Source organism: Lutispora saccharofermentans (assembly GCF_024363565.1).
Classification (GTDB): Bacteria; Bacillota; Clostridia; order Lutisporales; family Lutisporaceae; genus Lutispora; species Lutispora saccharofermentans.
In genome coordinates, this window is record NZ_JAJEKE010000016.1 from 67,451 (window position 1) to 87,707 (window position 20,257).

A 20,257-nucleotide genomic window follows, 5' to 3' on the forward strand; every position below is an offset into this window, starting at 1 on the left:
GATGCATATGTATTATATTGACGAACCATATTCAAATGTAACTATTTTGCAGTCTCCACATCTATAGGCCCGTACTTTTTTATGAGTAAAACCCATACTAATGCCAACTAATGTTTCATCACCTATTGCAAAAACCTTTTTTTTATCATCATCAGCCCACATTATTTGCCGTGGCGAATAAATATAGCCACCTTCCATTTCTTTGCCGCACTTAGGACAAGTAGCGTTAATAAGTGTTCCCATTTATAATACCCCCATTTATCTATATATAACGCATTAAATATTCTACATAGCTGTTATGCTGACTGATAACGATTGCAGAGCTCCAGAGCTAAGACTTTGTAGCTTGCATAGGGTTGCGTCAAAACTAACAAACTCTAAGCTCCTTCACGATGCACTCTTATATCAGTCAGGATAACATTTTTACTGTAAAATCTTTTTCACGTTATATATAATATGAAAAATAAAACTTTTTCCGTGTAAATCTGTGGTTCCCGTCTTCCTACACCCGCAAGGAATCCCCTGACTTCTATATACTTTCCTGATTTATCTCAGTGATGAGGTGCAAGAGCTCCATAAGCCTATCCATGCGGTTATTGAGATAGAGATAGCCTAAGAGGGCTTCAAAGCCGGTAGCATGTTTGTAGTCCGCTAATTCTGCATTTTTAGGCATGGAAGTGGTTTTAGCGTTTCTGCCTCTTCTTATTATGTCTTTTTCTTCTTCATCGAGGTATGCTTCCAGCTTATCTGCCATTTCTGCCTGTGCCTTAGCCTTAACAAAGGCAATGGCTTTTTTGTGGAGCTTGGAAACCTGCACACTGCCTTTGGAAACCAGCAAAGTTCTTACAAAAAGCTCGTATACAGAATCACCTATATATGCGAGGATCGCAGGATTATACATCTGGATATCCGTGAGCTTTACCCGGTTCATAACATCACTTTCCATCGTCCTGACATATCCGGCATATTCATTGTTCACCGCATCATGCTCTATAAGCCCTTCTTTTTTATCCATAAACCTACGCCCTTCTCCATTTGACTCCCTGGGGAGTATCCTCAAGAATTATGCCTTTATCCTTCAAATCATCCCTTATCTTATCAGCTAAAGCCCAATTCTTATCCTTTCTGGCCTGCTGTCTTTCCTCTATGAGCTTTTCAATTTCATCATCAAGGCTTTCCTCTTTCTTATTGAGGATGCCCAGCACTCCCGCCAATTCCATATACAGATCGAATGCAAACTTGACCAGATCCTTTGATGAGTCTTCGTTTATATTGGAATTTACGTCCCTCACCAAATCAAATATGGCGGAAACTGCATCAGCGGTATTTAAGTCGTCATCCATCGCCGCAATAAAGCTTTCTTTATGTGTCAGGAGCTTAGCTTCTAAATCCTTGTCTTCCTGGCTCTCAGGATTATCTTTTGCATTTTTAAGCAAATGCATGAGATTGCTTTTTGCGATATAAAGCCTTTCCAAGCTGCTCTTAATGCTGTCCAGCAAATCCTTGCTGAAATTTATCGGGCTTCTGTAATGAGAAGAGATCATAAAGAGCCTTACAACCTCTAAATCATACATCTCGCTTATATCTCTCACAGTGAAAAAGTTATTCAAAGACTTTGACATCTTTTCATTGTTTATATTTATGAAGCCATTGTGCATCCAATATCTTGAAAACGGCTTACCTGTAGCTGCTTCGCTTTGTGCTACCTCATTCTCGTGGTGAGGGAAAATCAAATCCTGACCGCCGGAGTGAATGTCTATGGTTTCTCCCAAGAACTTCATAGCCATGGCAGAGCATTCTATATGCCAGCCCGGTCTTCCCAAGCCCCAAGGGCTTTCCCAGGCAGGTTCTCCCGGCTTCTGGCTCTTCCATAAGGCGAAATCCATAGGATTTCTTTTTACCTCTCCTACATCAACCCGCGCTCCGGCCTCCAGCTCCTCCAGGTTTTGCTTGGAAAGCTTGCCGTACTCATTGAATTTTACCGTATCAAAATAGACATCCCCGTCAACCTCATAAGCAAAGCCGTTGTCTTCTATCCTTTTTACAACATTTATTATATCGGGTATCAATTCCGTCACTCTTGGATGATGATCGGCCTTTCTGATACCTAAACCCTGGGCATCCTTAAAATATTCTTGTATATATTTGTCCGCAACTTCTTTCTCAGTTATGCCCTCCTCTTTAGCTCTCTTGATTATCTTATCATCAACATCGGTAAAGTTCTGTACAAAGGTAACCTTATATCCTCTATATTCCAAGTATCTTCTCAAAATATCGAATATTATAAAAGGTCTGGCATTCCCGATATGAAAATAGTTATATACGGTTGGTCCGCAGGAGTACATTTTGACCTCGCCCGGCACCATGGGAACAAAATCTTCCTTCTTTCTGCTCATGGTATTAAATATTTTCATTTTTATCCCTCCACTATTTTAATGAATTTCTAATTAACACTGAATTCTCATGCGGTATACGAATCACGATAAATGAAAGCATTTTCTGTCATTCTGAAGGAGCAAAGCAACTGAAGGATCTAAATAAGATCCTTCAGGCAAAGCCTTCAGGATGACAACTAAGCAGGGCTTTCATAGCAATGTTACTCCAGCGTTAAATAAATAAAGCCGCCTCGCTAAGAGGCGACATATGACGCGGTTCCACTCTTTATTTGCTCACAACCTTAACGGCTCTGCCGCCCATGGCTACTCATTTCACCGCAGGTGCTAACGGGCGCACTTCAATCTGCTGTCCCCAAAAGCCCCTTTCAGCCGATGAAGGCTTATCTCTGCTGGTATTAGCAAATTTACTATTCCCGATCACAGCATCATTTATTAGCTTATATAATATTATGAGAAAAAAGCCACACTGTGTCAATAGATAATAAATATTATTTCGTACTTTTAATCAGCCCGGTATTTCAAATATTCTCTCCTGCCGTTATAAATATATACTTCCACAGGAACTTCCGTTCTTTTATCCTTCCGCAGGATCAACACCCTGAAGCCCTCTTCGCTGCCCTGCTTCCCTCTTGCAAATTTAAAAGGAGAAGCTTTTATAGTTTCTTCATATGTGTACTCATGGCTTATGTACTTTATCTTTTCCGGAGGAGTTTTGATGCTGTCCAGCGGAACTGTAAGCTTCACAAAAAAACTCATTGCCAGGATAAGGATTATTGCCAGGATTGTCACTCTATTTCCGAGAAAAATATTTCTTCTATATCTTGCCATAGATAATCACCTTTCCTCATTCGAGTATAAGCATGCAACAGCATAAGCAGCTATGCCTTCACCAGTCCCTGTGAAACCGAGCCCTTCAGAGGTGGTGGCCTTTATGTTGATCCTTCCGGCTTCTATGTCCATAGCAGCAGCTATATTATTTTTCATGTTATCAATGAAAGGAGAAAGCTTTGGTTTTTGCGCTACTATGATGCTGTCTATATTTGACATTCTGTATCCTGACTTTTCTACTTCCTCTGCAGCTCTTTCCAACAGGATCAGGCTTGAAATATCCTTGTAAGCCGAATCCGTATCAGGGAACAGCGTCCCTATATCTCTTTTGCCGCAAGCGCCAAGCAATGCATCAATAATGGCGTGGACCAGAACATCTGCATCCGAATGGCCCAGAAGACCTTTTTCAAAAGGGATTTCCACACCGCCCAGTATCAGCTTACGGCCTTCCGCCAATTTATGTACATCATATCCGTTTCCGACTCTAAACATTTCCAACCCTCCCGGACTCCAGTATTTCTTCGGCCAGTGCCATATCTTCTGGAGTCGTTATCTTTATATTATCATAGCTGCCTTTTATCATCCTGACCCTCAGTCCCATCCTCTCAACCAGCATAGCATCGTCGGTAGCTGCTGCCTTTTCCCTATAAGAGAGCTCGTAGGCTTGTACTATAGTGTCCAGTGTAAAGGTTTGAGGGGTTTGAGCAATCCATAGCCCGGATCTGTCAGGAGTGTTTAATATAAAGCCGTTTCCGTCGACTTGCTTTATGGTGTCCTTCACAGGCATCCCCACTGCTACGGCTTTATGAAGCTTGGCTTCCTTTATGGATTCTTCGATCATAGCCTGTGTTACAAAAGGTCTGGCCCCATCATGTATAAGTATCAATTCAGAACCCTTGTCCGCGCTTTTAATGCCGTTATATACGGAGTCTTGCCTTTCCTTTCCGCCTATAACAAGCTTGAGAGGTTTGTTGTGCTCCATATTGCATATGATCTTTTCTCTGCAGAGCTCTTCTTCATCCTCCCCTATGACCAAAACTATTTCATGTATAGAACTGCATGCAAAAAAAACATCAAGGGTACGGGCAAGCAAAGGCCTGCCCTTGATGTTTAAATATAGCTTATTTATACCCATATTCATTCTGGTGCCTTTGCCGGCTGCCAAAATAACGGCTGTATTCATAAGTCTCCTCCTTGGGCTATAGCTCAGGAAACTTTATCAACGGCAGATTTAGGCTTTGCAAAAATCATCCTGCCGGCCGCAGTTTGGAGAACGCTGGTCACTACAACAGTGATAGTATCACCAATAAACTTTCTCCCTCCATCAACTACGATCATGGTTCCGTCATCCAGATATGCAACACCCTGGCCGGTCTCCTTCCCATCCTTTATAACCAGTACGGTCATCTCCTCACCGGGAAGAACAACAGGCTTCACTGCATTGGCAAGTTCGTTAATATTCAAAACAGGCACTCTTTGAAATTCTGCAACCTTATTAAGGTTGTAGTCATTGGTGACAACTTTGCCTCCCAATAATTGAGCTACCTTCAAAAGCTTAGTATCCACTTCGCTCACGTCTTCAAAGTCCTTTTCAATGATTTCGACAGGTATCTCCATGTCATTCTGGATCTTGTTTAAAATATCAAGACCTCTTCTTCCTCTATTTCTTTTCAAGCCGTCGGATGAATCCGCAATATGCCTGAGCTCCTCCAACACGAAAGCAGGTATGATCAAAGGTCCTTCAACAAATCCTGTTTTCACTATATCGGCTATTCTTCCATCTATTATGACGCTGGTATCCAAAACCTTGGGCTGTATCTTATGTTCCTGTTTGCTTGTTTTATCCTTATCCTTTATATTGACTCTCTTTAAAAAAGAAAACGAATTTAACAAATCATCTTTCTTTTTAGTAGCGATGCTTATTCCCAGATAGCCCAGCAAAACATACAGAATCGCTGACACTATGCTGGTCAGCCAGGATATCTGCAAAAGCTTTAAGGGACCGCTGATCAGGTTGGCAATGACCAGCCCTATGATCAAGCCTATAGAACCTATTATAATTTCATTGGTCGGGATCTTCTGAAGCATCTTTTCTACCTTATGCGTAGATTGGCTTCCCCGATTAATAATCCATGGCGATATTAAATAAAATATTATTCCACCTATGATTCCTGATATTGCAATCGCAAGTAATCTTTTAAAATCAGTAATTTCATACCCGAAGAGATGGGTAACTCCTAAAAATTTAAGTAAAAGATAGGTCGTCTCGGAGCCGAGAGCAATTCCCAGTAAAGTCAGAATCCAAACAAGTATTTTTCTTATCAATAATCTCACCTCCTTAAAAGTATATCCAAACCAGGAATATTTTAAACCATAAGAAATTAATGATAATTATAACAGACTTCTAAGGTTTTAAAAACCCTGGTTCTTAAAATTCACAGATATTTAATATTTTGTCCACATCTCTCTCCATCTCTTCATAACAAATATTCTTGATCAGCGCCAGCTCACTCACCAGCATTTGTCTGGACTGAACAAGCATCTTCTTTTCTCCAGTGGATAGCTTCCCTTTTTTGTTCATATAGTTGAGATAGTTCACTATTTCAGCTATATCCTTTATATTCCCTTCCTTCAGCTTAGCTTCATTTTCCCTGTATCTTTTATTCCATTTCTTGTCCATTATTTTATAATCTCCCGATAGTATCCCCACCACCTGATCATAGCCGTTTATATCAGTTATTTTTCTGATTCCTATTGTTTCAGCCTTATCGATTGGAACCATCACCTTTATCTGCCCTAATATCATCTTTATTATATAATACCTGGATCTTTTGCAAAACACTTCCCTGTCTTCAATGGACTCTATTATGCCTGCACCATGCATAGGATACACAACTTTGTCTCCAACATGAAACATATAATCCCTCCAAAGGCAAATAGTTTTAACGATATGTAGTTTCTTGTCGGCAAACGTTGAATAATATCACATATAATAAGGCTTGTCAATGTTTTTTTTACATTGACAACTAAATTGCATAACTCTATAATTATCTTATAGTACATTTTATGTATACATGAGCTTAGGAGTGATACATATTGAAGGATTTTATTTGCGACGATTTTCAACAGAGCGTATCCCAGCTACTGATAAGGCACAAAAGCATATTGGATATAATGACAAAGCTTGAAGAATCCCAATCCAGAGTCAACAGGGCTGTAGCCAAAGCAGTAACGAGCTGCGGATGTATTCAGGTAAGCGCACAAAAGCAGCACATTCCTCATGATGCAGACATAAAGGATTTAAAAAGCTGCATGAGCACTCATATAGAAGGTGAGCTTTGTGAAAGCTGCAAGGATATCATCGAGAAGGAAATAGGAAATAATATATTCTATATAACATCGTTATGCAATACATTAGATATCAATCTCCATGATGTTTTAGAGAAAGAGTATGAAAAAATCAACACTTTAGGAATATACAATATGTTTTAACATAAACCCTGCTGAGAATATCTGCAGGGTTTATATTATTATATTAAGAGCTTCCTCCACACTTTTTACACCATAAATCTTTATTTTAGGATCGTCTTTCAGATTCTTATAATTATTATATGGTATAACACATTTGGTAAAGCCTAATTTAGCCGCTTCATTGATCCTCTTTTCTATAAAATTAACTGCCCTCACTTCTCCTGCCAAACCCACTTCTCCTATTATAACCGTACCGTCATCGATCTCCTTGTCTCTATAGCTTGAAGCTATTGCTGCAATTATTCCCAAATCTGAAGAAGGTTCATTGAGTTTAATTCCTCCTACCACATTCACATAGGAATCATAGTTCTGGAGCTGAAGCCCCACCCTTTTCTCAAGCACAGCCATCAGCAGAACCACCCTGTTGTAATCTGCTCCTGTGGCGGTCCTCCTCGGCACTCCAAAGCTTGTGTAGCTCAGAAGCGCCTGAACCTCAACCAGCATAGGCCGGGTGCCTTCTAATGAAGCTATGACGGAAGAGCCTGACACTCCCTTCATCCTTCCGGATAAGAGCATCTGAGAAGGATTCAACACCTCTGCCAGCCCTCTGTCGGCCATTTCAAATATACCTATTTCATTGGTAGAGCCAAATCTATTCTTGACCGCCCTTAGAATCCTGTAGGACATATGGGAGTCTCCTTCAAAATACAAAACCGTATCCACCATATGCTCCAAAACTCTGGGGCCTGCTATGGACCCGGCTTTTGTAACATGTCCTACAATGAATACTGCTATGCCCTGCCCTTTGGCGATCCTCATCAGGTTGCCCGTAGCATCCCTTACCTGGCTGACACTGCCCGGAGCCGACAATATGCTTGAGTTATAAACCGTCTGTATGGAATCTATTATGAGAACATCAGGGTTTACATCCTCTATGGTTCTTTGTATATAGTCCATATTGTTTTCTGACTGAAGATAAATATTTGCTGAATCTGCACTCATCCTGTGAGCCCTGATCTTTATCTGCTTTACGGATTCTTCCCCGGAAACATATAGCACCTTTAAGCCCTTTTTCCCTATATTGTCCGATAGCTGAAGCAAAAGGGTAGATTTCCCTATACCCGGGTCTCCCCCTACAAGTATCAGCGATCCCTTGACTATGCCTCCGCCCAGCACCCTGTCCAATTCACCCAGGCCGGTGCTAAGCCTCATTTCCTCTTCTATGGAAATGTCCTGCATCCTTTCCGGTTTGGATAAATTTGACAACGAAGGTGCAGAAGCAGGCGCGGTCTTGGTATCCACTTCTTCAACCAGAGTGTTCCATTGGTTGCATTCAGGGCATTTCCCCATCCATTTGGGTGACTCGCATCCGCATTCCATGCATACATATTTAGTTTTCAACTTTGCCATTAAAATCCCTCCTTTGGATTTTAGGCCTGCTGTCTCATTTTTACTATGAGCTCCGACATATTTTGAGTATCTATATATTTATTGTAGAATTTTTACATATCTTTGTCCATAGGATTTATTGGGTATTTTTATAGGTCAGCCTCTAGTCTCTGGCTTCTAGCCGCTAGCCTCTAGTATGGGGTCCCGAGTCTAGGGTCAATGAGAACGGGAGACACCGAAAGACACTAAAGGGTTTTAATTTTGAGATAGTCATATGCTTTCCTCATCCTGTCAGAACATTTGTTCTATATAAATTATATATCATACCTCACTAAGAATCAAGCTTATAGTTTAAGCTGTATTGCTTTCTAATACCTCTTTGTTCACGTTTATTCACTATTTTTAATTATTTGTATTGATATTCAGTAATAATCATGATATATTGTGAATAACATTGAATATAGATTAGCTCATATTTGTCAATAAATTATTATATTAGGAAGTGATTGATATGTTTATTGAGGAAAGACATCAAGAAATATTAAAAATCATCAGCGAAAACGGAAGAATATCGATAGGCGAAATTCAAGAAAAGTTTGGCGTTTCAGTGGACTCAGCAAGAAGAGATTTAAGGATACTTGAAGAAAAGAGCTTGCTCAAAAGAACTCATGGCGGGGCAATACCAATAATGCAAGTCGGCCTGCATTACCCCAAAACCTGGAATGCAGCCCAGATGGAGACCATCGATGCAAATTTAGATGCAATTGCTAAAAGAGCTGTTGAATTTATAAAACCAAATGATGCCGTATATCTTACATCTGCAAGAGTTGGATACTTAATGATAAAATATCTCCCGACTAATATAGAATATACTATTGTGACAAACTCTATTGACAATGCTTCCATTTTGAGAAGCTATAATAATGTGCAAGTTTATGTTGTCGGAGGCAAAATGAGATCAAATGGAAGGATTGTAGATTCCTTTGCACAAGAATTTGTGAGAAATATGAGATTTGATATCAGTTTTCTAACAGGAGCCGGATTTTCTGCAAGCTTTGGCGTTTCTAACGGTACAGCCGAGACTTCCGCTTTTCAAAGAACAGTTGCTGAAAATTCGAGAAAAAACATTGCCCTATTTCCTAATCAAAAAATCGGACACAACTCATTCTTAAAAGATGCTGATGCTGCTAAATTTGACGTTTTGATAACCGATTGGGATGCAGTCGAAGATGAATTATCTAAAATTGAAGATTTAGGAGTTGAAGTCATAATAGTCGATAAACGGTAATCAGCTTTGCATATCAATAAACTTTTAGCTTTTAGCTCACAATGTTTATATATTGTAAATAAGGGGCTGTATTTATGAGTAAAAGAGTAGAAAAAGCACTTGAGCTGTTCAGAAGTGGCCTTAATTGCTCGCAAGCCGTTGTGGGCACCTTTTGTAACCAGTTTGGGATGGATGAGCCGCTTTCTATGAAGCTTGCCTGTGGATTTGCCGGCGGTTTGCGCTGCGGTGAAGTATGCGGAGCAGTCACTGGTGCAGTCATGATAATTGGATTAAAATATGGGCAATGTATTGCAGATGATAAAGCTTCCAAAGGTAAGTGTTATGAAATTACCTCCAAATTTATGGAAGGGTACGTTAAAAGAAAAGGGACCATCCTCTGTCGTGAAATACTTGGTTATGATGTCCGTGATAAAGAAACCAGGGCTAAGTTCCCAGGCAGGCAAAAAAAAGTATGCCCTGAGATAATCGAAACAGCCGTATTGCTTCTTGAAGAAATGGGATTCTAATTACAATGCAAAAAACTCGAATTATTCATGATATTCAAGAAAAGGGGCAGACACATAGCTCTTCCCCTTTCTCTTGAATATATTCTTCACTGCCTGTCAATCCGTGCAAGATTCCGTGTAAATCCGTGTTCTCCGTTTCCTATTTAAATATCAGCTTTTCATCATCGGAGTCTATAAGGACCTTGCTTCCGGCTTTCACATTGCCTGCCAGCATTTCTTCAGACAGCTTATCCTCCACCATCTTTTGAATTGCGCGTCTAAGGGGTCTTGCTCCATAGACAGGATCATAGCCTTTTTTGACCAGCAGAGCTTTGGCGGCATCTGTTACTTCTATCTCTATATTGAGTTCACCAATCCTCTTGACCAGAGATTTCAGCATCAGGCCGACAATCTTCTTTAAATGATCCTCTTCCAGTTGATGGAATACTATCACATCATCTATTCTATTCAGAAATTCAGGCCTAAAGGTTCTTTTCAGCTCTTCCATCACATTGTCCTTCATTCTTTCATAGGCTTCTTCTTTTTCTCCCGCGGTCGAAGTAAAGCCCATGACCTTTTGCCTTCTGATAGTGCTTGCTCCTACGTTGGAGGTCATTATTATCACAGTGTTTTTAAAATCCACAGTCCTGCCCTTTCCGTCTGTCAATCTCCCGTCCTCCAGTATTTGAAGGAGCACATTGAATACATCAGGATGAGCTTTTTCTATCTCATCCAGCAGAACTACCGAGTACGGCTTTCTCCTCACCTTTTCGGTAAGCTGCCCGCCTTCCTCGTAGCCCACATATCCCGGAGGTGAGCCTATGAGCCTTGATACCGTATGCTTCTCCATATACTCAGACATGTCTATCCTGATCATGGCGTTTTCGTCACCAAACAGCACATCGGCCAAAGCTCTGGATAATTCCGTCTTGCCCACGCCCGTGGGTCCGAGGAATATAAAGGAGCCTACGGGTCTCTTTGGATCCTTCAAGCCTACCCTTGCTCTTTTTATGGCCTTGGATACTGCCGAAACAGCTTCTTCCTGGCCAATTACCCTTTCGTGAAGTATTTTCTCAAGATTCAAAAGCCTCTTTGATTCTTCTTCTGCAAGCTTTGTAACAGGTATACCAGTCCATAAGGACACAATGTGCGCAATTTCCTCTTCGCCTATAACAGGCTCATTTTGATTTGCCTTTTCGTTCCATTGTTTTTTTATAGCCTCGAGATTCTTTTTAGTGTCCTGCTCTTTATCCCTTATCTCTGCTGCTTTCTCAAAGTTCTGAGAATTGATTGCTTCAGCTTTTTCCTTATCCAGAGACAACAACTCCTCCTCCAGCTTCTTTACATCCGGCGGAGCCGTAAAGGTTTTTATCCTGAGCCTTGAAGCAGCCTCGTCTATAAGATCTATGGCCTTGTCGGGAAGAAATCTGTCGGTTATATATCTATCGGAAAGATCGACTGCTGCTTTTATCGATTCATCCGTTATCTTAACCTTGTGGTGGGCCTCATATTTATCCCTCAAGCCTTCCAAAATCTGAACGGTTTCTTCCTTGGTCGGCTCTCCGACCATTACAGGCTGGAACCTTCTCTCTAAAGCAGGGTCCTTTTCTACATGCTTTCTGTATTCATCCAAAGTGGTAGCACCGATAGCCTGTATTTCCCCCCTGGCCAGGGCGGGCTTTAATATATTGGAAGCATCAATAGCTCCTTCGGCTCCCCCGGCTCCTATGATGGTATGCATTTCATCGATAAACAATATGACATTTTTATCTTCTTTTATTTCATTCATCACATTTTTGAGTCTTTCTTCGAATTCGCCTCTGTATTTTGAGCCTGCTACCATAGCAGAAAGGTCCAGCGTCACTACTCGTTTATCCTTCAATATTTCAGGCACGTTTCCTTCTGCAATTTTTTGTGCAAGGCCTTCAGCTATGGCAGTTTTTCCGACACCCGGATCGCCGATTAAGACCGGATTGTTCTTGGTTCTTCTGCTCAATATCTGTATTACCCTCTCAGTCTCCTTACCCCTGCCAATTATAGGGTCGATTTTGCCTTCTCTGGCTGCTTCGGTTAAATCCTTCCCATATTGCTGAAGGTTTGGAGTATTGGTTCTCTTTGCTCCTGAAGCGCCTGCTTTTGCAGCCGACTTATCCTCACTTGATAGTTGTTTTATAACATCATCTTCTATGTCTTCCAGGGTTATACCTATGCTGTCCAGTATCTGGGCTGCAACTCCTTCACCTTCTCTGAGCAGCGCCAATAAAAGATGCTCTGTACCTACATAGTTGTGTCCCAGGGCTCTCGCTTCGCTTAAGCTGCTTTCCAGTATATTTTTGGTTCTTGGGGTATAGCCTATCACCTTGGTGACAGGTTCTTGACCCATACCGATTACGGCCATGACCCTTTTTCGCAGATCTTCCAGATCACCGCCTCTGTTTTTTATCAATTGGGCCCCTATGCCCTCATCTTCTCTCACGAGCCCCAGCAGTATATGCTCCGTGCCTATATAGTCATGTCTTAGCCTGATAGCTTCTTCCTGGGCATATACCATTACTCTTTGGGCCCTTTCCGTAAATTTATCAAAAATACCCATATAATCTCCTCTTTCTATCAAAAGTTCTGTTGTGCTAACTTATAATGATTGCAAATGCTTTGGCTCAAACAGTTGACGCAACTTATTCTCTACTTCGCTAACAAACTCTAAGCCTCTTCACGATGCACTCTTTTATCAGTTAATATAAGCTTACTGCTGTAAATTATTTAATGCGTTATATATAGATCCTCACTCGCACATATTCTTATCCGCTTAAAAAATAAAATAGAAATCCCTCCGTGCTAATCCGTGTAAAAATCCGTGTCTTTCCGTGTTCCCCGTAACCCCTTTACAATTTTCCCCTTATTATTTCTGCCCTTATTATATCCCTGGCTTCGGGGGTTAATTCTTCTCCCGCGTATTTCTGTATGCTTGCAGGCTGCGTCTCTATCATTATCTCGTTTAGAAGCGGTACGGTAAGATTTTCAATGAAATTCAAATCCATGCCCAATCTTATATCGGACAACAGCTTCATTGCTTCCTGAGAAGTCATGACTCTGGCATTTTTAAGGATTCCCCATGAGCGCCAAAACTTATCCTCCAGCTGGATTCTATTGTTGTTCAATAAAATGTTCCTGGCCTCTCTTTCCTTTTCTACGATTTGAGAGGTCACGGCGTTGATATTCCCAACTATTTCTTCCTCGGACAGGCCTAAGGTTATCTGGTTGGATATCTGGAAAAGATTGCCCAAAAACTCTGTCCCTTCACCATATAATCCCCTTATAGTCAGCCCTATCTGGGTTACCGCCTGAAGTATCTTGCTTATGTTGCCTATCATATTTAATGCAGGAAGATGTATCATGGCGGAAGCCCGCATTCCCGTGCCTACATTGGTAGGACAGCAGGTCAGATAGCCCAGCTTCTCATCATAGGTATAATCTAGTGCCTCTTCCAATACATCATCTACTTCATTTGCAATACTCCATGCCTTATTAACCTGGAATCCCGGAAGTATTGATTGTATCCTGATGTGGTCTTCCTCATTTATCATTATGCTGATCATCTCGTCCCCTGATATCAAAGCAGCGCCCTTAGAGCTCTTTACTAAGTCAGGGCTGATCAGATGCTTCTCCAGCAGTATCTGCCTTTCCGTTTGAGGCATTTTATCTATGGCATAAAGAGTATATGCATGGTCTTCCTTTTTTTTCGCTGCTCTGTATACATTATCTATCAGCTTATTGGCTTCCTCCGTGTCCAAATATGCCGGGAAAGGAGTATATGCAATATTTCTCGCAAGCCTTACCCTGCTGCTTATCACTATTTCATTCTGCGGGCCTTCCTGCGTAATCCATCCGCTCATCATTCTTCCCTCCCATTGGTCTTATCCAGCGCTCGGATTTTATCTCTTATCTCCGCAGCCTTCTCATATTCTTCATTTTTTATTGCGTTCGAGAGCTCCGCTTTTAATGTTTCCATCTCTCTTATAACCTTCAATCTTCCTCCGGCTCTTTGAGGAATCTTGCCCGTATGGCTTATGTTACCGTGTATTCTTCTAAACAGGGGAGTCAGCCTGTCACCAAAGGTCTTATAGCAGCTCCCGCAGCCAAATCTGCCCGTTTCTCTGAAGCGGCTGTATTTTATGCCGCATACCGGGCAGACAGGATCGTCCAAAAAATCCATCTTGATGGGCAGCGCCGCACCTGTATTCAGCAGGCCTGTCAATAGATCATTGATAGAAAATCCCGTATTGATATTTAAAGCCCCTTTGGTCAAAGCGCATTGCTCGCAAAGATGCATATCTGATTTCTTTCCATTCTCAATCTTTGTAATATGAACTGTAGCAGGTCTCTTGCCGCATTCAGTACAAATCATATTTCTCTCCTCCAATGCTAAAATTATATATAAATCACCAAATATTCTACATAGCTGTTATGCTGACTGATAACGATTGCAGAGCTCTGGAACTAAGACTTTGTAAGCTTGCATAGGGTTGCGTCAAAACTCGCTTCGGCTCAAACAGTTGACGCAACTGGTCCTATACTTCGCTAACAAACTCTAAGTCCCTTCACAATGCACTCTTATATCAGTCAGAATAACATTATTGCTGTAAACTCAAGATTTTCATCATGTTATATAGCTATACCAGTGCCGATACCAGCATGGCTTTCAGTATGGCTGCTCTTATTATATTCCTGACGGACTTTGGTATCATAGGCATATTGCTGTCATCTACGGCAGCTTTTATTATATTGCTCTCTCTTTCCGATAAAAAACCTTCCCTTTGCATAAAATCAACAAAACCAAATGCCCGCTCCTTATTAAGATTATCCCCAATTTCTTTAGATAAAATATTCTTCAGATATCCCTGATTATCTATATCTATTTTGGATATCTTAATGCAGCCTCCGCCTCCTCTTCTTGATTCTATATAATATCCTCTTTCTGTAGTAAATCTTGTGGTTAAAACATAATTGATCTGGGAAGGAGCGCAGTTAAAATAATCGGCCAGTTCATTTCTGCCTATTTCAACGGTTCCTTCTGCCTCCCGGATCAATTGATTGATGAATTCTTCTATAATATCACTTATTCTTGCCATATTATCACTCTTTCTGACTTTGACTTTCTTTGACCTTATAATTCATTATAATTATCCGATATCATGGGTGCAAATATATTTTTGCTTAAATTTTCCCATTTAAATAAGTTACGTGGCCGGCACGTAACTTATTTAAATTTTTCTTCACTTATATGCTCTAATTCCTTAACCTTGCTTTTTTGTCTTTCAGAACTAACCCAGCTATGAAAAGTTGATACAAACTCACCATAGAGGCTTACATCCGCAAGCTCATCCTCCATATTTCCAAAATCAGTTCTTCTGTCTTTCATCCCAATGCCTCCTCATATCAGAATCATCTCTTTCTCGCGACTATATAATAGTCTTTTCCATCATGCCCTCCTTTAGCGGACCACCGGTAGTCTCCTGTGTCAAGTACCGAAAATATGCCTTCTGCTCTGAAAGAATCCTGGCTGCTCATTTGTATTACCAGTTCCTCCCCCTCACCAATATCTTTTATACTTTCTACCACTCTTCTGACATCGTTTAATCCCATCGGATGATCCAGCGACATTCTTCTTTGTATCATTCAACGCCCTCCCATGACATGATGGATATTTATAAATCTACTTTATTACTAGTTTATGAAAGCACCAGATAAATATGCCGCCAAAAAAATACGGCAAACCCATAATTTGCCGTATTTCCTATATTCATAATTTTTTTAAATTCTTTATTGTTCTTTTTCTTTTTCTAGATTAGCAGCTTCTATAACCTTTTGAGCTATCTGAGCGGGGACTTCTTCGTATCTCACGAATTTCATGCTGAAGCTTCCTCTTGCCTGAGTCATGGATCTCAAGTCTGTTGCATATTTGAACATCTCAGACAGCGGTGCTTCTGCCGTAACCTTCTGAAGCTTTCCTGCAGGCTCCATGCCTAAAACTCTTCCCCTCTTTTTATTCAAGTCGCCTATAATATCTCCCATGTACTGATCGGGAACAGTCACTTCTACACTGTAAATAGGCTCTAATAAAACCGGTTCTGCAGCAGCCAGGCCTTTTTTGTATGCCAGGGATGCGGCAATCTTGAATGGCATTTCTGCCGAGTCTACAGGGTGGAAGGATCCGTCATATAATGTGCATCTCAAACTAACTACCGGATAGCCTGCCAATACGCCTTCTTCAGTGCATTCCCTGAGGCCCTTTTCTACAGCGGGTATATATTGTCTCGGCACTACGCCGCCTACAATCTTATCAACGAACTCAAATTCCGTACTGCCATCCGAAATAGGTTCAAACTCAACCCATACATGTCCATACTGTCCATGTCCTCCGGATTGCTTCTTGTGCTTGCCCTCCGCTTTCGCAGATTTCTTAATGGTCTCCCTATATGGTATTTTAGGATCCTTGATCAATACATCGACGCCGAATTTATTCAACAGCTTCTTTGTAACTATCTCAAGATGCTGCTCTCCGATGCCTGATATAAGTGTCTGTCTTGTTTCGGCATTTTTCTCCACCTTTAGTGTCGGATCTTCTTCCATAAGTCTTTGGAGTCCGCTTCCTATTTTGTCTTCATCGCCTTTGGACTTGGGCTCTACTGCCATAGCAATGTTGGGCTCCGGGAACTTCAAAGCGTCGAACATTACAGGATTGTTGGGATCGCATAATGTATCCCCTGTAGTAGTAAACTGAAGCTTTGCAATAGCCCCGATATCTCCTGCCACGAGCTTCGTCATGGGAAGCTGCTTTTTACCCCTCAGCAGGAACAGTCCGCTCAGTCTTTCTTTCTTCTCTTTATTTGAGTTGAATACTTCAGTATCTGAGCTTACGGTGCCTGACATCACCTTAAACATTGAAATCTTGCCTACAAACGGGTCTGCTACTGTCTTAAATACCTGCGCACTGAAGGGAAGATTCATATCAAGCTTTCTGCTTTCTTCTTTATTAGCTTTTAAGTCCTTTACATGATATTCTCCGGCATCTGACGGCGACGGGAAAAATCTTTCTATCGTATTCATAAGTGTTACAACGCCTATATTCTTAACAGCAGAGCCGCAAAGGACAGGAACAACGTCTCCGCCCAGGACTCCAAGCCTTAAACCCTTTACTATTTCATCCTTGCTGAGCTCCTCGCCTCCGAAATACTTTTCCATGAGTTCTTCGTCAGTCTGAGCTGCAGCCTCAATTATCATGCTTCTAAATTCTTCTATATCATCTTCATGACCTGAAGGTATCTCACTTTCAACAACCTTGTGCCCATCCATGGTCCTGGCCTTCATATCTATAAGGTCTATTACCCCTTTGAAGCTGGACTCTGCGCCAATGGGAAGCACAAGAGGAACCAATTTATTTCCAAAAACTTCTCTTAGTTGTCCAAAGACTTTTGAGAAGTTTGCATTTTCTCTATCCATTTTATTGATAAAAAACAAGGAAGGCATCCCTTTTTCGGTCACCATATCCCAGGCTTTTTCTGCACCTACTTCTACACCGGATACACTGTCGACAGCTATCAATGCGCCGTCGCACACCTTAAGGCTTGCAACTGCCTCTCCTACGAAATCAAAGTATCCTGGAGTGTCAATAGCATTGATCCTTATGTCTTTCCAATCGCATGGAGCTACCGCTGCACTTATGGAAATCTTCCTTTTAACTTCTTCTGGATCAAAATCTAATGTAGTAGTACCATCGTCAACTTTGCCAAATCTGTCTAATACCCCTGTGTTATAAAGCATAGCCTCTCCGATAGAAGTTTTGCCGGCGCTGGCGTGTCCTAACAGACAAACATTTCTCAGGTTTTCGGTTTTGTATTCTTTCATAATGAATTCCCCCTTATCAGGTTATTTTATCAGATTACATACTTGACCATATATTACCCTATAAGCATATATAAAATTTACAGAATAATAAATTTTATTTGACCCGTATTTTAATTTTATCTATAACCGGTACAAATGTAAAGGAAAAAATGTAGAACTAGCGTCATTGACTAGTGTTATGTTAAAGGTTAGAATAATATTGAAATATATAAAGCTCAAACTCTTTGAGTTTTCGTAAGCTTACTATTAAATATATTGGAGTGATATTATGATTAATTCTATGGCGGCAAAACATGCGGTATGGCCTAAAGAGGATGATGCAATTTTCGGACTGGCAGCTAAAGCACAGCAAGCAATCAAAAAATATGGGAAAGATAAAGTAATAGACTCTACATTAGGAGCGCTGGCAGATGATGATGGAAATTTAATATGCATGAAAGCTGTATATGATGAATTGAAATCTATGCCTAATGAAAACATAGCTGCCTATGCTCTGGTGGCCGGACAGCCTGATTATCTGGACGCCGTTCAAGAAGCATGTTTCAAAGAATACAGGCCGGAAGCCTACATCAAGGCAGTAGCTACTCCGGGAGGGACCGGTTCGGTCAGACATACCATATACAATTACACAAACTCAGGAGATTCAGTGCTGGTATCTGACTGGTATTGGAAGCCCTATGTCACTATTTCTGAGGAGTATGGCAGAAAAGTAGACTTTTATAATTTATTTAACGACAAGAACGAATTCAACATAAAATCTTTCAGAGAAAGCTTTGAAAAGCTCCTAAACAAGCAAAAAAGGCTGGTGGCTATAATCAACAGCCCTGCTCAGAACCCCACAGGCTACAGCTTATCTGATGATGAATGGAAGCAAGTAATAGATCTAATGGTGGAAAATGCGAAAGACAAAGAAAACAGGATAATACTGCTTGTTGACGCAGCATACATAGACTTTGCCGGAAAGGGAAATGAAAGAAGAAAGTTCTTCAAGCAATTCTCCAACCTTCCCGAAAACATATTGGTAGTCATAGGCTATAGCTTGTCTAAAGGCTATACTATGTACGGCATGAGGCTTGGGGCAGCTATAGGAATATCTTCAAGCAAGGATATAGCAGAGGAATTCTATTATTCCTGCGCCCATTCAAACAGGGCCAATTGGTCAAACTGCAACAGGGGTGCAATGGAAGTCATGACCAGAATATCAAATGATCCTAAGAAATCGGAAGCCTATGAAGCTGAAAAAGCCATATACAAAAATATGCTTCATAAAAGGGCGGAGGCATTCGTGAAGGCATCTGAGGATGCAGGATTGGAGATACTTCCTTATAGAGACGGCTTCTTTGTGAGCATACCCTGCGATAATGCAAAAGCTATAAGCGATAAGCTAATGGAGGATAATTTATTTTTGATACCCCTGAAAAAAGGATTAAGATTTGCAGTATGCGCTGTTTCTGAAGAAAAATGTAAAAAAGCCCCTAAGATGATAAAATCGATTATGGATAATATTCAAAAAGAAAAATAAACAAAATACATATATGAAGTGAGGAATATGCATGGACAATATCAATGAAAAAATTGCCTTGATCACCGATAGCAGCTGTGATTTGCCCGAAGAAATAATAAGAAAGCATTCGATCTTTACCCTCCCGCTGAGAGTGATATATCCGGACAGAGAGTATAGGGACGGCATAGATATAACACCCCAGGAGATATACGACAGGATGCCTGACGAAATACCCAAAACTTCTATGGCATCTCCTTTAGATTGTAAAAATTTGCTTCAGTCTATAAGAGATCAAGGAATAAAAAATGTTTTGTCCATAAATATTTCAAGCGGCTTGAGCGGTACCTTTGATATGATCAAAATGATGAGCAAGGATTTTCCGGATTTGAATATTATAGCTATTGACTCAAAAAGCTTATCCATAGGCCTTGGATTTATGGTTTATGAAGCGGCTAAGATGATCTCTCAGGGCTTGAAAATCGATGAAGTCAAAGAAAAGATAATATCATTAAGAGAAAAGATCAAGATATTCTATTGCCTCCCCATACTGGAGTATCTGAAAAAAGGAGGCAGAATAAACACCGTAGCTGCAACCATAGGCGACATAATGGACATTAAGCCTATCATATCCATAAATGAAGAAGGCAAATACTACAGCCATGCCAAGGTAAGAGGAAGAAAAAAATCACTGGAGAAGCTGGTGGAAATCGCAAAGGAAATCTCCGAAGGACATATTGTAAACCTGGCAGTCATGCACGGAAATGCAGAGAAGGAAGCGGCTAAGATAAAGGAGACCCTGTCAAACCTTCCCAATGTAAAGGATATAATGTTCGGCCAAATAGGTCCTGCATTAGGAGTTCATACGGGCCCTGGACTTGTGGGGGTTTGTGTACACGTACTATAAGCCTGCTGCATCGCTTGAGCATCAGAATATATTATCCATCGTTCAAATTTTCATAGAAAGAAAGGCTATAACGCAACACGGATTTGC

The 20,257-nt window shown here is 40.9% G+C and carries 21 protein-coding genes; 5 read left to right on the forward strand and 16 right to left on the reverse strand.

All coding sequences use genetic code 11. From position 1 onward, the window contains the following. Positions 1 to 12: 12 nt before the first annotated feature. From LJD61_RS15650 to LJD61_RS15685, 8 genes are all read right to left on the reverse strand, one after another. A complete protein-coding gene (locus tag LJD61_RS15650; protein ID WP_255228479.1) occupies positions 13 to 243 on the reverse strand; it encodes a PF20097 family protein in 231 nt (76 codons plus the stop codon). Positions 244 to 529: 286 nt separating this feature from the next. Beyond that, complete coding sequence (locus LJD61_RS15655) at positions 530 to 1,015, reverse strand: Mini-ribonuclease 3 (protein ID WP_255228480.1); 486 nt, start codon at positions 1,013 to 1,015, stop codon at positions 530 to 532. A gap of 4 nt (positions 1,016 to 1,019) precedes the next feature. Continuing rightward, positions 1,020 to 2,414, reverse strand: coding sequence for a cysteine--tRNA ligase (gene cysS / locus LJD61_RS15660; protein WP_255228481.1), 1,395 nt, complete (start codon positions 2,412 to 2,414; stop codon positions 1,020 to 1,022). A gap of 483 nt (positions 2,415 to 2,897) precedes the next feature. Next, positions 2,898 to 3,224, reverse strand: coding sequence for a hypothetical protein (locus tag LJD61_RS15665; RefSeq protein ID WP_255228482.1), 327 nt, complete (start codon positions 3,222 to 3,224; stop codon positions 2,898 to 2,900). Between the two features lie 6 nt (positions 3,225 to 3,230). Further along, positions 3,231 to 3,716, reverse strand: coding sequence for a 2-C-methyl-D-erythritol 2,4-cyclodiphosphate synthase (gene ispF, locus LJD61_RS15670; protein ID WP_255228483.1), 486 nt, complete (start codon positions 3,714 to 3,716; stop codon positions 3,231 to 3,233). Continuing rightward, the gene (ispD, locus tag LJD61_RS15675) at positions 3,709 to 4,407 is read right to left on the reverse strand and encodes a 2-C-methyl-D-erythritol 4-phosphate cytidylyltransferase (protein WP_255228484.1); all 699 of its coding nucleotides are present in this window, start codon (positions 4,405 to 4,407) and stop codon (positions 3,709 to 3,711) included. Before ispD ends, ispF begins: the two co-directional genes overlap by 8 nt. Positions 4,408 to 4,430: 23 nt before the next feature. Next, a complete protein-coding gene (locus tag LJD61_RS15680; RefSeq protein ID WP_255228485.1) occupies positions 4,431 to 5,549 on the reverse strand; it encodes a PIN/TRAM domain-containing protein in 1,119 nt (372 codons plus the stop codon). A 103-nt stretch (positions 5,550 to 5,652) separates the two neighbouring features. Further along, the gene (locus LJD61_RS15685; protein ID WP_255228486.1) at positions 5,653 to 6,141 is read right to left on the reverse strand and encodes a CarD family transcriptional regulator; all 489 of its coding nucleotides are present in this window, start codon (positions 6,139 to 6,141) and stop codon (positions 5,653 to 5,655) included. Positions 6,142 to 6,320: 179 nt separating this feature from the next. On the opposite strand from LJD61_RS15685, the gene LJD61_RS15690 reads away from it, so the two are divergent. Continuing rightward, complete coding sequence (locus LJD61_RS15690) at positions 6,321 to 6,716, forward strand: nucleoside triphosphate pyrophosphohydrolase family protein (RefSeq protein ID WP_255228487.1); 396 nt, start codon at positions 6,321 to 6,323, stop codon at positions 6,714 to 6,716. A gap of 30 nt (positions 6,717 to 6,746) precedes the next feature. Here LJD61_RS15690 and radA read toward each other — a convergent pair whose 3' ends face one another. Next, the gene (gene radA, locus LJD61_RS15695) at positions 6,747 to 8,105 is read right to left on the reverse strand and encodes a DNA repair protein RadA (protein ID WP_255228488.1); all 1,359 of its coding nucleotides are present in this window, start codon (positions 8,103 to 8,105) and stop codon (positions 6,747 to 6,749) included. 490 nt (positions 8,106 to 8,595) lie between these two features. On the opposite strand from radA, the gene LJD61_RS15700 reads away from it, so the two are divergent. Together LJD61_RS15700 and LJD61_RS15705 are read left to right on the forward strand one after the other, a co-directional pair. Beyond that, positions 8,596 to 9,372 (forward strand): DeoR/GlpR family DNA-binding transcription regulator, encoded by a 777-nt coding sequence (locus LJD61_RS15700; RefSeq protein WP_255228489.1) that lies wholly within the window; start codon positions 8,596 to 8,598, stop codon positions 9,370 to 9,372. Between the two features lie 74 nt (positions 9,373 to 9,446). Next, positions 9,447 to 9,878 (forward strand): C-GCAxxG-C-C family protein, encoded by a 432-nt coding sequence (locus LJD61_RS15705; protein ID WP_255228490.1) that lies wholly within the window; start codon positions 9,447 to 9,449, stop codon positions 9,876 to 9,878. 139 nt (positions 9,879 to 10,017) lie between these two features. Here LJD61_RS15705 and LJD61_RS15710 read toward each other — a convergent pair whose 3' ends face one another. The 7 genes from LJD61_RS15710 to fusA form a co-directional block, all read right to left on the reverse strand. Beyond that, positions 10,018 to 12,450 carry an ATP-dependent Clp protease ATP-binding subunit gene (locus LJD61_RS15710; protein ID WP_255228491.1) on the reverse strand — a complete coding sequence of 811 codons (2,433 nt, stop codon included), beginning with the start codon at positions 12,448 to 12,450 and terminating at the stop codon, positions 10,018 to 10,020. A gap of 289 nt (positions 12,451 to 12,739) precedes the next feature. Continuing rightward, positions 12,740 to 13,750: a protein arginine kinase gene (locus tag LJD61_RS15715; RefSeq protein ID WP_255228492.1), complete on the reverse strand. Its 1,011-nt coding sequence runs from the start codon at positions 13,748 to 13,750 to the stop codon at positions 12,740 to 12,742. After that, entirely contained in the window at positions 13,750 to 14,262 is a 513-nt protein-coding gene (locus LJD61_RS15720; RefSeq protein WP_255228493.1) for a UvrB/UvrC motif-containing protein, read from the reverse strand. Before LJD61_RS15720 ends, LJD61_RS15715 begins: the two co-directional genes overlap by 1 nt. A 265-nt stretch (positions 14,263 to 14,527) precedes the next feature. Next, positions 14,528 to 14,986, reverse strand: a complete 459-nt coding sequence (locus LJD61_RS15725; protein WP_255228494.1) for a CtsR family transcriptional regulator — start codon at positions 14,984 to 14,986, stop codon at positions 14,528 to 14,530. A 128-nt stretch (positions 14,987 to 15,114) separates the two neighbouring features. After that, on the reverse strand, positions 15,115 to 15,276 hold the full coding sequence (locus tag LJD61_RS15730; RefSeq protein ID WP_255228495.1) for a hypothetical protein: 162 nt from the start codon (positions 15,274 to 15,276) through the stop codon (positions 15,115 to 15,117). Positions 15,277 to 15,299: 23 nt separating this feature from the next. Beyond that, positions 15,300 to 15,533: a hypothetical protein gene (locus LJD61_RS15735; RefSeq protein WP_255228496.1), complete on the reverse strand. Its 234-nt coding sequence runs from the start codon at positions 15,531 to 15,533 to the stop codon at positions 15,300 to 15,302. Positions 15,534 to 15,677: 144 nt separating this feature from the next. After that, positions 15,678 to 17,762, reverse strand: a complete 2,085-nt coding sequence (gene fusA, locus LJD61_RS15740; protein WP_255228497.1) for an elongation factor G — start codon at positions 17,760 to 17,762, stop codon at positions 15,678 to 15,680. 268 nt (positions 17,763 to 18,030) lie between these two features. Here fusA and LJD61_RS15745 point away from each other — a divergent pair, with 268 nt between their 5' ends. Then, entirely contained in the window at positions 18,031 to 19,284 is a 1,254-nt protein-coding gene (locus LJD61_RS15745) for a pyridoxal phosphate-dependent aminotransferase (RefSeq protein WP_255228498.1), read from the forward strand. Between the two features lie 31 nt (positions 19,285 to 19,315). Beyond that, a complete protein-coding gene (locus tag LJD61_RS15750) occupies positions 19,316 to 20,170 on the forward strand; it encodes a DegV family protein (RefSeq protein ID WP_255228499.1) in 855 nt (284 codons plus the stop codon). The last annotated feature ends 87 nt before the right edge of the window (positions 20,171 to 20,257 follow it).